General features: G+C 73.3%; 1 protein-coding gene (only partly in view). It reads left to right on the top strand.

What is annotated here, in order from left to right:
• On the top strand, window positions 1-15,708 hold the 5' portion of the coding sequence (locus OV427_RS45055) for a non-ribosomal peptide synthase/polyketide synthase (protein WP_267862417.1). Its footprint extends 513 nt past the window's final position; only the first 15,708 of its 16,221 coding nucleotides appear in the window; it begins with the start codon at window positions 1-3; the stop codon falls past the right edge of the window.

The raw sequence follows: 15,708 nt of genomic DNA on the forward strand, positions 1-15,708 counted from the left end.
TTGTCTGAATCATCCGAGTCCACCTTCGCGACGCTGGTGGATCTGCTGAGGGATCGAAGCTCCGAGAAACCTCGGGAGCGGCTGTACACGTTCCTGGAGGAGTCAGAGGGCGAGGAGTTGTCTTGCACCTACGGTGAGCTGGATGCGCGCGCGCGGAGGATTGCCGTGGCGCTCAGCGGCCTGGAGCCTGGGACGCGGGTCGTCCTGCTGTATCCGCCCGGGCTTGAATACATCGCCGGCTTCTTTGGCTGTCTCTACGCGGGGCTGGTGGCCGTGCCCGCGTATCCGCCGGACCCGTCGCGGCTGGAGCGCACGCTGCCGCGCCTGCAGGCCATCATCCAGGACGCGCAGGCCACGGTGGTGCTCACCACGTCGTTTATCTTGTCGATGGGGGAGTTCCTCTTCGAGCAGGCGCCGGACCTGAAGGGCCTGCACTGGGTGGCCACGGACGCGCTGCCGGAGGGCGGCGAGGCTGGATGGCGCGTGGCGCGGATGGGGCCGCAATCACTGGCCTTCCTCCAATACACCTCCGGCTCCACGGGCACGCCCAAGGGCGTGATGTTGAGCCACGCCAACCTGTTGCACAATCTGGGAGCGATTCACCGCAGCTTCCGCGCGGGCCCGGAGAGCACCGGTGTCATCTGGCTGCCGCCGTATCATGACATGGGGCTCATTGGCGGCATCCTCGAGCCCCTGTACGGCGCCTTCCACACGGTGCTGATGTCGCCGCTGACGTTCCTGAAGCGGCCCCTGCGCTGGCTGGAGGCCATCTCCCGCCACCGGGGCACCATCAGCGGCGGCCCGAACTTCGCGTTCGACCTGTGCGTGCGGCGCATCCCGGAAGAGGCGAGGGAGTCCCTGGACCTGTCGTCGTGGGAGGTTGCCTTCTGCGGCGCCGAGCCCATCCGGACGGACACGCTGGAGCGCTTCAAGCGGGCCTTCGGGCCGCGCGGCTTCCCTCCGCGGGCCCTCTATCCCTGCTACGGGCTGGCGGAGGGCACGCTCATCGTCACCGGCGTCGAGCAGGGGACGGGCGCGGTGGCGCGCACCCTGGATGCGTCGGCGCTGGAGCACTCGCGCGCGGTGGAGCTCGCGGCGGGCACGGAGGGCGCGCGGGAGCTGGTGGCCTGCGGCCCGTCGCTGCCGGACCAGGAATTGCTCATCGTCCACCCGGAGGCGCTCACCCGCTGCGCGGAAGGGGAGGTAGGGGAGATCTGGGTGCGGGGCCCGAGCGTCGCCCAGGGGTACTGGCGGCGTCCCGAGGCGAGCGAGGCGACCTTCCAGGCGCGGCTCGCCAGCGGTGATGAGGCGCGCTACCTGCGCACGGGCGACCTGGGCTTCCTGCTCCGCGGGGAGCTGTTCGTCGCCGGACGGCTCAAGGACCTCGTCATCCTGCGCGGCCGCAACCACTACCCCCAGGACCTGGAGCTGACGGCGGAGCAGGCCCATCCCGCCCTCCGGCCCGGCTGCGGCGCGGCCTTCGCCGTGGAAGTCGGAGCCGAGGAGCGGCTGGTGCTGGTGCAGGAGGTGGACTCGCGCCACCCGGCGGACCCCACCGAGGTGCTGGCCGCGGTCCGCCAGGCGCTCAGCGAGCAGCATGAGGTGCAGGCCCACGCGGTGCTGCTGCTGGAGCCCGGGAGCATCCCGAAGACGTCCAGCGGGAAGACCCAGCGCCACGCCTGCCGCGCCGGCTTCCTCGCCGGAGCGCTGCGCACCGTGGCCGTCTGGAAGGAGGGGCAGGCCCCGGCGGAGCCGGCTTCGTCGGAAGGCGCGCTGGCGCCCGTGGAGCCGGACCTGTGGCTGCGGAGCCGGGTGGCCGCGCGGCTGAGGGTGTCTCCCGAGGAGGTCTCCCTCGAGGTGCCCATCACCCAGCTCGGCCTGGACTCGCTGGCGGCCGTGGAGCTGAGCCACGAAATCGAGGAGGGGCTCGGCGTCGTCCTGCCCATGGCCGCGCTGCTCCAGGGGCTCAGCGTGGCCGAGCTGGCGGAGCAGGTCATCACCCAGCGCGAGCGCGCCGGGGGCAGGGCGTTGCCTCCCCTCGCGCGCGGAGCGCGGCACGCTGAGCCGCTGCTGTCCTTCTCGCAGCTGCGGTTGTGGTTCCTGGACGAGCTCGAGCGCGGCAGCCCCGCGTACAACATCTCCGCCGCGGTCCGGCTGGAGGGGCCGCTGGACGCGGCGGTGCTGGAGCGCTGCTTCTCCGAAGTGGTGCGGCGCCACGAGACGCTGCGCACCGCGTTCATCAGCCGCGAGGGCGTGCCCGTCCAGCGCATCGCCAGCACGCTGCCGCTCGTCCTCCCGTTCGTGGACCTGAGCCAGTTGCCGGCGGCGGAGCGGGACGCGGCGGTGGCGGGGCTCGCGCGCGAGGAGGCGCGGCGCCCGTTCGACTTGTCCACCGGCCCCCTGCTGCGCGTCACGCTGGTGGGGACGGGCGCGCACGAGCACGTGCTGGTGCTGGTGCTGCACCACATCGTGTCGGACGGCTGGTCCATGGGCGTGCTGGTGAAGGAGCTGGGCGCGCTCTACCCGGCGTACCTGCGAGGCGCGGCGTCTCCGCTGCCGGAGCTGCCCCTCCAGTACTCGGACTGGGCGCGCTGGCAGCGCGAGTGGCTGGAGGGTGGGGCGCTCGAAGCACAGCTCACCTGGTGGCGGGAGCGGCTGACGGGGGCTCCGTCCGCGCTGGAGCTGCCCACGGACAGGCCCCGGCCTTCCGCTCCGTCCTTCCGGGGCCACACGGTGCCGGCGCGGCTGTCGCGGACGCTGTCGGAGGACGTGAAGGCGCTGGCGAAGCGGGAGGGGCTGACGCCCTTCATGGTGCTGCTCGCGGGCTGGCAGGTGCTGCTGGGCCGGTACGCGGGGCAACAGGACGTCTGCGTGGGCACGCCCGTGGCGGGCCGTACCCGGGCGGAGACGGAGGGGCTGATCGGCTTCTTCGTGAACACCCTCGTCCTGCGCACGGAGCTGAAGGGCAACCCGGGCTTCCGCGAGCTGCTGGGCCGCGTGCGGGAGACGACGCTGGGCGCCTACGCGCACCAGGACGTGCCGTTCGAGAAGCTGGTGGAAGCGCTGCGGCCCGGGCGCGACCTGGGGCGGACTCCGCTCTTCCAGGCGATGCTCGCGTTCCAGCAGGACCCGCTGCCGGAGCTGCACCTGCCCGGGCTGGCGCTGCGCCCGGTGGAGCTCGACACGGGGATGGCGAAGTTCGAGGTCTCCCTCAACCTCTCCGACACCCGCGAGGGCTTCGCCGGTGTGCTCCAGTGCAACGCGGACCTCTTCGAGGCCACGACGGGTGAGCGCATGGTGCGGCACCTCACCACGCTGCTCGAAGCGGCGGTGGCCCGGCCGGAGCTGCGGGTGTCCGAGCTTCCGCTGCTCGACGCGGCGGAGCGACACCAGACGCTGGTGGCGTGGAACGACAGCCGCCTGGGACTGCCGGACGACACGTGCCTGCATCAGCTCTTCGAGGCCCAGGCGGCCCGCGTGCCCGGGCAGGTCGCCGTCGTGGCGGGCGGCGAGTCCCTGACGTACCGCGAGCTCGACGCCCGCGCCAACCAGCTCGCGGGCCACCTGCGCATGCTCGGGGTGGGGCCCGACGTCCCGGTGGGGCTGTGCCTGGAGCGGCGGGTCGAGGCGCTCGTGGGGCTGCTGGGCATCCTCAAGGCGGGCGGCGCCTATGTGCCGCTGGACCCGGCGAATCCCGCCGAGCGCCTGCTGCGCGTGCTGGAGGATGCGGGCGCTCGCGTGGTGGTGACGGCGGGGGCCTCGCATGAGCGATTGCAGGGGCATGCCGGCACTGTCGTGCGGCTCGACGCGGACGCCGGTGCGCTCGCGCGCTTCGGCGGGGAAGCGGGGCCCGGCGCCGTCTCCCCGGGCAACCTGGCCTACGTCATCTTCACGTCCGGCTCCACGGGGCGACCCAAGGGCGTGGCCATCGAGCACCGTCAGATTGTCCGCTACGTGCGCGGCATCATCGGGCGGCTGTCGATGCCGGAAGGCGCCAGCTACGCGTCCGTGTCCACGCTCGCGGCCGACCTGGGCCACACCGTCCTCTTCCCGGCGCTGGCCCTGGGCGGCACCCTGCACCTCGTGTCCACCGACGTGGCCTCCGACGCCGCCGCGCTGGGGCGCTACTTCGAGCGCCATCCGGTGGACTGCCTGAAGATCGTCCCCTCGCACCTGCGCGCGCTGCTGGCCTCGGAGGCCCCCGGCCGGGTGCTGCCGCGCCAGCGGCTGGTGCTGGGCGGCGAGGCGGCGGACTGGGCCCTCATCGACGAGGTGCGGACGCACCAGCCCGGTTGCCAGGTGTTCAACCACTACGGCCCCACGGAGACCACGGTGGGCGTGCTGACGCTGGCCGCCTCCGCGATACCGGTGGAGGCACGGCCGGCGTCCGTTCCGCTCGGCCGCCCCGTGCCTGATGTGCAGGCGTACGTGCTGGATGCGTTCCTCCAGCCCGTTCCGGTGGGCGTCATCGGAGAGCTGTTCATCGGCGGTGGCTCGGTGGGGCGGGGCTACCTGGGCCAGCCGGACCTCACGGCGGAGCGCTTCGTGCCCTCGCCCTTCGGTGACGTGGCCGGGGCGCGCCTGTACCGGACGGGGGACCGGGCGCGGCTGCGAGCCGACGGCTGCATCGAGTTCCTCGGGCGCGACGACGACCAGCTCAAGGTGCGTGGCTTCCGCGTGGAGCCGGGCGAGGTGGAGGCGGTGCTGAAGCAACACCCCGCCGTGCGCGAGGCGGTGGTGGCCGTGCGCGAGGCGCGGCCCGGGGAGCGGCGACTGGTGGCCTATGCCGTCGCCGTCGCGGAAGGCAGGCTCGACGCGGGCACGCTGAAGGCGTTCCTCGAGGCGCGGCTGCCTGCCTGGCTCGTGCCCTCGGCGTTCGGCGTGCTGGAGGCCCTGCCTCTCACCGCCAATGGTAAGGTGGACCGCCGCGCGCTCCCGGCCCTCGAGCCAGGCGCGGCCGCGCCGGACGCCGTGGCGCCGCGGACGCCCTTCGAGGAGTTGCTCGCGGGCATCTGGTCCGGGCTGCTCGGCGTGGAGCGCGTGGGCGTCCATGACGACTTCTTCGCGCTGGGCGGGCACTCGCTGCTGGCGACCCGGGCGGTGTCTCGCATCCGCCAGGCCTTCCAGGTGGAGCTCCCCCTGCGCGTCCTCTTCGAGGCGCCCACGGTGGCCGCGCTCGCGCGGAGGCTGGAGACGCTGTCGCGCGCGGAGGCAGACGGCGCGCGGCCCGCGATGGCGCCGGTGCCGCGGCTCGGACCGCTGCCGCTGTCCTTCGCGCAGCAGCGGCTGTGGTTCCTGGACCGGCTGGAGCCGGGCAATCCCTTCTACAACGTCCCCGCGGTGCTGTGGCTGGAGGGCGCGCTGGACGCGGAGGCGCTGGAGACCGCGCTGCGCGAGATTGTCCGCCGCCACGAGGTGCTGCGCACCACCTTCCGCGACGAGCAGGACGGCCCGGTGCAGCTCGCCGGGCCCGTGCCCGAGCGGGTGCTGACCCGGGTGGACCTGACGCCGCTGCCCACCGAGGAGCGCGCGAGCCGGGCCCGGGCGCTGCTGCGCGAGGAGACGCTGCGTCCCTTCGACCTCGTCGCGGGGCCGCCCCTTCGCGCCACGCTGATTGCCGTGGACGCGCAGTCGCACGCGCTGGCGCTGGTGATGCACCACATCGTTGCGGACGGCTGGTCCCTGGGAGTGATGGTGAAGGAGCTGGGCGCGCTCTACTCCGCCGCCACGAAGGGGCAGCCGTCGCCCTTGGCGGAGCTGCCCCTCCAGTACGCCGACCATGCGTCGTGGCAGCGCGGATGGTTGCGGGAAGGGGCGCTGGAGGCCCAGCTCTCCTGGTGGCGTGAGCGACTGCGGGCAGCTCCGCAAATGCTGGAGCTGCCCATGGCCCGTCCCCGCCCGAGGGTGAGCACGTACCAGGGCGCCCACCGCACCGTGCCGCTGCCTCGCGAGGTGTCCGAGGGCGTGCGTCAGCTGGCCCTGCGGGAAGGGGCCACGCCGTTCATGGTCTTGATGGCCGCCTTCCAGGCGCTGCTGTACCGCTACACGGGGCAGACCGACCTGCTGGTGGGCACGGACATCGCCAACCGCCACCATGCCGAGACGGAGTCGATGGTGGGCTTCTTCGTCAACCAGCTCGTGATTCGCGGCAGGCCCTCTGCCGAGGTCTCCTTCCGGGAGCTGGTGGGACAGGTGCGCGAGGCGGCCCTGGGCGCGTACGCCCACCAGGACCTGCCCTTCGAGGAGCTGGTGCGCGACCTCCGGCCGGAGCGGAGCCTGGGCGCATCGCCCCTGTTCCAGGTGAAGCTCATCTTCCAGAATGCGCGCGACGTGTCGCTGGAGCTGCCCGGCCTGCGCCTGCGGGTGGAGCCCGTGGACCTGGGGGCGTCCCGGTTCGACCTCACGGTGGCCTTCTCCGACACGGCCGAAGGACTGACGGGGCTGTGGGAGTACAGCACCGACCTCTTCGACGAGGCCACGGTGGCGCGGATGCAGGAGCACCTGCGCACCCTGCTGGAGGGGGCCGTGGCGGAGCCGGGACGGCGGCTCTCGGAGCTGCCGCTTCTGCCCGGCCCGGAGCGCGACGCGCTGCTGGTGGAATGGAACGACACCGCGGCACCGCTGCCGGAGGAGCGCCGGGTTCACCGGCTCTTCGAGGCCGTGGTGGCACGCACTCCCGACGCGGTGGCCGTCACCTTCGAGGACCAGTCGCTCACCTACCGCGAGCTGGACACGCGGGCCAACCAGCTCGCGCATCATCTGCGCGCGCTCGGCGTGGGCCCCGAGACGCCCGTGGGCGTGTGCCTGGAGCGCTCTGTCGACCTGGTGATGGCCCTGCTGGGCATCCTCAAGGCCGGCAGCGCCTTCCTGCCGCTGGACCCGGCGAACCCGGGCGACCGGCTGGGTTTCATGCTCCAGGACGCCGAGGCGCCGGTGGTGGTGACGCAGTCGCACCTGGCGGACGAACTGCCCGCGCTGGGGCAGCAGCTCGTGTGCCTGGACGAGGTCGCGCGGCACCTCGAGAGCCGGCCGTCCCATCCTCCCGTGACGGAGGGCGGGCCGTCGCACCTGGCGTACATCATCTACACGTCGGGCTCGACGGGGCGTCCCAAGGGCACGCTGCTCACGCACCGGGGCTTGAGCAGCACCGCGCTCACGGTGGCGCGCGCGCATGGCGTGCGGCCGGACAGTCGGGTACTCCAGTTCGCCTCCATCGGCTTCGACGCGGCGGTGTGCGAGGTCTTCTCCACGCTCCTGGCCGGGGCCCGGCTGTGCCTGGCGCGGCGGGACGCGCTGCTTCCCGGCGAGGCACTGGCACAGACGCTGCGCTCGCAGGCCATCACCACGGTGACGCTGACGCCCTCCGTGCTGGCGCAGCAGGAGCCCGGGGACTTCCCCGCGCTGGAGACGCTCATCTCCGCGGGTGAGGCCTGCACCTCCGAGGTGGTGCGCCGCTGGGGGACGGGCCGCCGGCTCATCAACGCCTACGGGCCCACCGAGGTGACGGTGTGCGCCACGCTGACCCCGGGCCCGGTGTCCCCGGAGCGGGTGAGCATCGGGCGGCCCATCTCCAACGTGCGCGTGTACGTGCTGGACGAAGCGCTGCGGCCCGTCCCGGTGGGAGTCGCCGGTGAGCTCTTCGTGGGCGGGGAGGGCGTGGGGCGAGGCTACCTGCGCCGCCCGGAGCTGACAGCGGAGCGCTTCGTGCCGGATGCGTTCAGCACCTCTCCCGGAGCGCGGCTGTACGCCACGGGCGACCGGGTGCGCTGGCTGGACGGCGGCGAGCTGGAGTTCCTGGGCCGCCAGGACGGCCAGGTGAAGGTCCGCGGCTTCCGCATCGAGCTCGGCGAGGTGGAGGCGGTGCTGGGAGGCCAGCCCGGCGTTCGCGCCGCCGTCGTGGTGGTGCGCGAGGACGTGCCGGGAGTGCGGCGACTGGTGGCCTACGGGGTGGCGCAGGAGGGCTTCACGCCGGACGTGACGGCGCTGCGCTCGGCGCTCGGCCAGCGGCTTCCCGAGTACATGGTGCCCACGGCCTTCGTCTGGCTGGAGGCCCTGCCGCTGACCTCCAGTGGCAAGGTGGACCGGCGCGCGCTGCCCGCGCCGGAGCTGGCGGCTCCGCGCGCGCAGGGCTCCTTCGCGGAGCCGTCCACCCCTGCGGAGAAGCTGCTGGCCTCCATCTGGGCGCAGGTGCTCCGCATCGAGCGGGTGGGTGCGCACGACAGCTTCTTCGAGCTGGGGGGCGACTCCATCATCGCCCTCCAGGTCATCTCGCGAGCCCGCCAGGCGGGCCTGGCGCTCACCCCGAAGCAGCTCTTCGAGCACCAGCGACTGGCCGATTTGGCCGCGGTGGCCGTGGCGGAAGAGGCCCAGGCCCGGGACGTGGGGCCGGTGGTGGGCGAGGTGCCGCTCACGCCCATCCAGCACTGGCTCTTCGAGCGGGAGCTGCCGGAGCCCCACCACTACAACCAGGCCCTGCTGCTGTCGGTGCGCGAGCCGCTGGACGTGGACGTGCTGGAGGCGGCGCTGCGCGCGCTCTGGCACCACCACGATGCGCTGCGCATGCGGTTCACGCTCACCGCGGAGGGCTGGGTGCAGCGCATCTCGCCTCCGGACGACGCGCCCCCCCGGCTGGTGCGTGAGGACCTGTCGCTCCTTCCCGAGGACGCGCGACCGGCCGCGCTGGAGGCGGCGGCGGCGCGGGCCCAGGCGGCCCTGGACCTCGCCCAGGGGCCGCTGCTGCGCGCGGTGCTGTTCTCCATGGGCGCCGGGCAGCCGGACCGGTTGCTGCTCGTCATCCATCACCTCGTCGTGGACGGGGTGTCCTGGCGGACGCTGCTGGAGGACCTGGAGTCGGCCTTCCGGCACCTGCGGCGGGGACAGCCGCCGGAGCTTCCGCCGCGCACGACTTCCTTCAAGGCCTGGGCGGAGCGGCTGCACGCGTTCGCGGCGGAGGCGGAGCTGCGCGCGGAGGCGGACTTCTGGTGCGCGCAGGCGGCGCGGCCGGTGGAGCCGCTGCGGGTGGACGGGCCGGGCGGCGCCAACACGGTGGCGTCAGCCCGGGTGGTGTCCGTGGTGCTGGACGCGGAGACGACGCAGTTGCTGCGCGAGGCCGCCACGGCCTGGCGTGCGCGCCTGGACGAACTGCTGCTGGCCTCCCTGGCACTGGCCCTGAAGCAGGGCCTGGGGGCGGAGCGGGTGCGCGTGCTCCTGGAAGGGCACGGCCGCGAGGCGCTCTTCGAGGGTGTGGACCTGTCCCGTACGGTGGGGTGGTTCACCGCCGCGTACCCGGTGGTGCTGGACATGTCCGGGCGGGGCTCGGAGGGAGACCTGCTCCGGAGCGTCCGGGACGCGGTGCGTTCCGTGCCGGGGCGGGGGCTGTCCTTCGGGGTGTTGCGCTACCTGCGCGCGGATGAGACGCGCCAGTTGCTCGCGCGGATGCCCGCCGCCGCCGTCGCCTTCAACTACCTGGGCCAGTTCGACGGGCTCGCTTCGGAGTTGTCGCTCTTCGAGCCCGCGCTCGAGGGCTCGGGCCCGGCGCACGGCTCCGGGGGACTGCGCTCCCATGCGCTGGAGGTGGGCGGTCGCATCCTCGGCGGGTGCCTGCGGCTGGACTGGACGTACAGCGAGAACCTGCACCAGCGCGCCACCATCGAGTCGCTGGCCCGGCGCTGCCTGGACGCGCTGCGCGCCCTGGTGGCGCAGCGCGCGTCGCCCGACACCCTGCGGTACACGCCGGTGGACTTCCCGCTGGCGAAGGTCGGTCCGGAGCCGCTGGCGCGAGTGCTGCCCGCGGGAGTGGCGGTGGAGGACCTCTACCCGCTGTCGCCCCTGCAGGAGGGCCTGCTCTTCCACGGCATCCTGTCGGGCGGAGTGGGGGCGTACTTCGAGCAGGTGAGCTGCTCCTTCCACGCCCCGCTCAACACGGCGGCCTTCCGTCATGCCTGGCAGGTGGCCGTGGCGCGGATGCCGGTGTTGCGCACCGCCTTCCGATGGCAGGGACTGGAACGGCCCCTGCAAATGGTGCTCGCCGGGGTGGAGCTGCCCTGGCGCGAGGAGGACTGGCGGGGCGTGCCGCCGCGCGAGCAGCAGGCGCGGCTGGAAGCGCTGCTGGCGGAGGACCGCGCCCGGGGCCTGGACCTCACCGTGGCGCCGCTGATGCGCATGGTCCTCATCCGGCTGGATGAGCGCGTCCACCACCTGGTGTGGAGCTTCCATCACCTGCTGATGGACGGGTGGAGCGTGGGCCTGCTGCTCCAGCAGGTGTTCTCCTTCTACGAGTCCTTCGGCCGGGGAGAGACGCCCCGGGTGGCACGGGCGCCGGCCTTCCGCGAGTACATCGCATGGCTGGGCCGGCAGGACCTGGAGGAGGCCGGGCAGTACTGGCGCCGGGAGCTGGCCGGCTTCGAGCGGACGACGCCGCTTCCGGAGGACCGGGCGCCAGGGAACACGGGCGCGACGCGGCATCTCTCCCGCCTGTCGCTGTCCGCGGCGAGCACCGCCTCCCTGCAGGACTTCGCGCGGCAGCACCAACTCACCCTCAACACGCTGGTGCAGGCCGCCTGGGCGCTGCTGCTCGGGCGGAGCGCCGGCGTGGAGGACGTTGTGTTCGGCGCCACCGTGTCCGGGCGTCCCGCGGACCTGGAGGGCGTGGAGTCCATGGTGGGGCTGCTCATCAACTCGCTGCCCGTGCGGATGCGGCTGCCCGCGGGCGAGCGGCTGGGGACGTGGCTGCAGGAGCTGCAGCGCCGCCAGGCCGAGCAGCGCCAGTACGAGTTCAGTCCGCTGGTGCAGGTGCAGGGCTGGAGCGGGCTGCCGCGCGGCACCTCCCTCTTCGAGTCCCTGCTGGTCTTCGAGAACTACCCGCTGGACTCGGCGGTGTGGAGCTGGGCCAGGGACCTGGACGTTCGCGACTTCGTGGTGAGCGAGTGGACCAACTACCCACTCACGCTGGTGGTCGCACCCGGCCGGGAACTGCAGCTCAAGCTGCTCCATGACGCGGAGCGCTTCGATGCGGATGCGGCCGCAGGCATGCTCGCGCACCTGCGCGCCCTGCTGGAGTCCTTCGTCACGCACGCGGACGCGCGGCTGGACGAGGTCCCCATGCTCCCCGCGGAGGAGCGCCAGCGGCTGCTCACCACGTGGAACCGCTCGCGGGCTTTCGACAGGGCGCCCGCCGTCCACCACCTCTTCGAGGCGCAGGCGGCGAGGACGCCGGACGCGGTGGCGGTGACGTACGCGGAGCAATCGCTCACCTACGGGGAGCTGGAACGGTGGGCCAACCAGCTTGCCCACCACCTGCGTGCGCGGGGCGTGGGGCCCGATGTCCTGGTGGGCCTGTGCGTGGAGCGCTCGCTGGAGATGGTGGTGGGCCTGCTGGGCATCCTGAAGGCGGGCGGCGCCTACCTTCCGCTGGACCCGACGTACCCGAAGGACCGCCTCTCCTTCATGCTGGAGGACGCGAGCGTGGCGCTGCTGCTCACCCAGGAGCGGCTCGTCGAGTCGCTGCCTCGGGAGCGGCCCATCCTCTGCCTGGACTCGGACGGGGACCGCATCCTCCGCGAGCCCACGCATGCCCCGGTCCCCGTGGGGACGCCGGAGGACCTGAGCTACGTCATCTACACCTCGGGCTCGACGGGGCGGCCCAAGGGCATGCAGATCTGCCACGCGCAGGTGGCGCGCCTCTTCGCCGGCACGCAGCCCTGGTTCGCCTTCGGCCCGGACGACGTCTGGACGTTGTTCCACTCCTACGCCTTCGACTTCTCCGTCTGGGAAATCTGGGGCGCCCTCATCCACGGGGGCCGGCTGGTCATCGTCCCGTACCTGGTGAGCCGCTCACCCCAGTCCTTCCACGAGCTGCTGTGCCGGGAGAAGGTGACGGTGCTCAACCAGACGCCCTCGGCCTTCCGCCAGCTCATCCACGCGGATGCGGCCGCGGGTGATGCCCAGGCGCTGAGCCTGCGGTGGGTCATCTTCGGAGGCGAGGCGCTCGAGTTCGCGAGCCTGGCGCCGTGGTTCGCCCGGCATGGCGAGGAGCGGCCCCGGCTGGTCAACATGTACGGCATCACGGAGACCACGGTCCACGTCACGTACCGGCCGGTCCGCATCGCCGACACGGAGCGCGCAGCCACGCACGGCGTCGGTGTGCCCATCCCGGACCTGCAGGTCCACGTGCTGGACGCGAAGGGCGACCTGGCACCCGTCGGCGTCATCGGCGAACTGTACGTGGGCGGAGAAGGCCTGGGCCGTGGCTACCTGGGCCGTCCCGAGCTGACGGCGCAGCGCTTCGTCCCGGACCCCTTCAGCGGCAGGCCCGGCGCGCGGCTGTACCGCACGGGCGACCTGGGACGGTGGCGCTCCTCGGGAGAGCTGGACCACCTGGGCCGCATCGATACCCAGGTGAAGATTCGCGGCTTCCGCATCGAGCTGGGCGAGGTGGAGGCGGCGCTCCTCCGGCACCCCGGCGTGCGCGACGCGGTAGCCCTGGTGCGCGAGGTGTCCGGCGACAGGAAGCTGGTGGCCTACGTGGTGCCCCGCGAGGGGATGTCGCTGGACGGGCAGGAATTGCGTCGCGCCCTGCGGGACGCGCTGCCCGACTACATGGTGCCGGCGGCCGTGCTCCCCCTGGAGTCGCTGCCGCTGACGGCCAACGGGAAGCTGGCACGCGAGTCGTTGCCCGCTCCCGAGTCGATGTCCTCGGAGGAGCCCACGCGCTTCGTGGCACCGCGCACGCCCACCGAGGAGCTCGTGGCGGGTCTCTGGGCGGGCCTGCTGGGCGTCGCGCGCGTGGGCGCCACGGACAGCTTCTTCGACCTGGGCGGGCACTCGCTGCTGGCCACGCAGGCCGCGTCGCGGCTGCGCGAGGTGTTCCCCGTGGACGTGCCGCTGCGCGAGCTGTTCGAGCGGCCCACGGTGGCCGAGCTGGCGCGGTGGATTGATACCGCCGCCGGCTCCAGCACGCGGAGCCTGGCGGAGGTGCCCCTCGTGGCGCGTCCGAGGAGCGGGCCGCTGCCCTTGTCCTTCGCGCAGCAGCGGCTGTGGTTCCTGGACCGGCTCTCGCCGGACGGCTTCGCGTACAACATCCAGACGGCGCTCCGGCTGGAGGGGACGCTGGACGTGGGGGCGCTGGAGCGCGCTCTCGCCGAGGTGGTCCGCCGTCACGAGTCGCTGCGCACCACGTTCGGCTCGGAGGACGGGCGGCCCTTCCAGGTGATTGCGTCCGAGGGGGCCTTGCCGCTGGCCCGCGTGGACCTCCAGCACCTGCCGGAGGAAGCGCGGCTGGCGGAGGCGCTTCGGCTGGCGAACGAGGCGTCGCGCGGTCCGTTCGACCTGGGCACGGGGCCGTTGCTGAGGCCGACGCTGGTGCGACTGGCGGAGCGTGAGCACGTGCTGGTGCTGGTGATGCACCACATCGTGTCGGACGGCTGGTCCATGGGCGTGCTGGTGAAGGAGGTCGGCGCGTTCTACCGGGCGTATGCGGAGGGGCGCGAGGCGAGGCCAGGCGCGCTGGAGATGCAGTACGCGGACTGGGCGCTGTGGCAGCGCGAGTGGCTGGAAGGTGGAGAGCTGGAGGCGCAGCTCGGGTGGTGGCGGGAGCGGCTGCGCGGCGCCCCGGCGGCGCTGGAGCTGCCCACGGACCGGCCCCGGCCCTTCGTTCAGTCCTCCGCGGGCGCCAGCCACCCGCTCCGGCTCTCGCGGGAGGTGTCGGAAGGCGTGAGGGGACTGGCGCGCCGGGAGGGCGTCACGCCCTTCATGGTGCTGCTCGCGGGCTGGCAGGTGCTGCTGTCGCGCCACGCGGGCCAGGAGGAGGTCTGCGTCGGCACGCCCATCGCGGGGCGGACGCGGGTGGAGACGGAGGGGCTCATCGGCTTCTTCGTCAACACGCTGGTGCTGATGACGCGAGTCGAGGCGGGGCGGAGCTTCCGCGAGCTGCTGGGGCAGGTGCGGGAGACGACGCTGGGAGCCTATGCCCACCAGGACCTGCCCTTCGAGAAGCTGGTGGAGGCGCTCCAGCCCGCGCGGGACTTGAGCCGGCATCCGCTCTTCCAGGTGCTGTTCACCCTGCAGAACGCGCCGGTGGCGCCGCTGGAGTTGCCCTCGCTGGTGGCGACCCCCGTCGAGCTGGAGCGCCGCGTGTCGAAGTTCGACCTGGCGCTCTCCCTGTCCGAGCAGGACGGCGGCTTCGCGGGCACTCTGGAGTACTGCGCGGACCTGTTCGAGCCCGGGACGATGGCGCGGATGGTGTCGGGCTACCTCCGTGTGCTGGAGGCGCTGGTGGCGCGCCCCGAAGCCCGGGTGGGCGAGGTGGAGTTGCTGGAGGACGGGGAACGGGAGCGGGTGCTGGTGGAATGGAACCGGACGGCGCGGGAGTTCGTGCCTCGGGGCCAGTGCGCGCACGAGGTGTTCGAGGCGAGGGCGGACGCGACGCCCGATGCGGAGGCCGTGCGGAGCCTGGAGGGCGCGAGGCTGAGCTACGGCGAGCTGGAAGCGAGGGCAAACCGGCTGGCCGGCCTGCTGCGGGAGCAGGGCGTGGGGCCCGAGGTGCGGGTGGCGCTGTATCTCGACCGCTCGGTGGAGTTGGTGGTGGGCATGCTCGCGGTGCTGAAGGCTGGCGGCGCGTACGTGCCGGTGGACCCGAGCCTGCCGGCGCAGCGAGCCGCCTGGATGCTGGAGGAGGCGGCGGTGGCCGTGGTGCTCACCCGGGAGCGCTTCGCGCCGGCGCTCTCCGAGCGGAACCTGAAGCCCGTCTGCGTGGACGCGCCCCTGGCGGACCCGGGGCCGGCGCGGCGGGTGGACAGCGGGGTGGGGCCGGACCACCTGGCGTACGTCATCTTCACCTCGGGGAGCACGGGTCTGCCCAAGGGCGTGTTGGTGCGGCACGGCGGCCTGGCGAACACGGCCCGGGCGGTGGCGGAGGCGCACGGCGTGAATGCGGACGACCGCGTGCTGCAGTACGCGTCGCCGAGCTTCGACGCGTCAGTGGCCGAGGTGTTCTCGACGCTGGCGGCCGGAGCGTGTGTGTGCGTCGCGGACCGGGAGGCGCTGCTGCCCGGGGACGCGCTGGCGGACACGGTGCGGCGGCTGGGCGTGACGGTGGTGACGCTCACGCCCTCCGTGTTGAGGCTCCAGCCGCCGGAGAGCCTGGAGGGCGTGCGCACGCTCATCTCCGCGGGCGAGGCGTGCCCGGCGGACGTGGTGCGGCGCTGGACGCCGGGCCGGCGGATGCTCAATGGGTACGGGCCCACGGAGGTGACGGTCTGCGCGACGGTGAGCCGCGCCTCGGTGTCCGCGGAGCGCGTCACGCTGGGCGGACCGCTGGCCAATGCGCGGGTGTACGTGCTGGACGACGGCCTGCGGCCCGTCCCGCCGGGCGTGGCGGGCGAGCTGTACGTGGGCGGCGAGGGCGTGGCGCGAGGCTACCTGGGCCGCCCCGGGTTGACGGCGGAGCGCTTCGTGCCGGACGCCTTCAGCGCGGTGCCGGGCGCGAGGCTGTACCGCACGGGCGACGTGGTGCGCTGGGTGGAGGGCGGGGAGCTGGAGTACGTGGGGCGGCGGGACGGCCAGGTGAAGGTGCGGGGCATGCGCCTGGAGCTGGGCGAGGTGGAAGCGGTGCTGGCCCGGTGCCCGGACGTGAAGGACGCGGCCGTCGTGTGCGAGCCGGGCGCGAACGGCAGGCTGGTGGCGTACGTGGCCGGAGCGGTGGAAGCGGGC

It is taken from the genome of Pyxidicoccus sp. MSG2 (assembly GCF_026626705.1).
GTDB lineage: Bacteria > Myxococcota > Myxococcia > Myxococcales > Myxococcaceae > Myxococcus.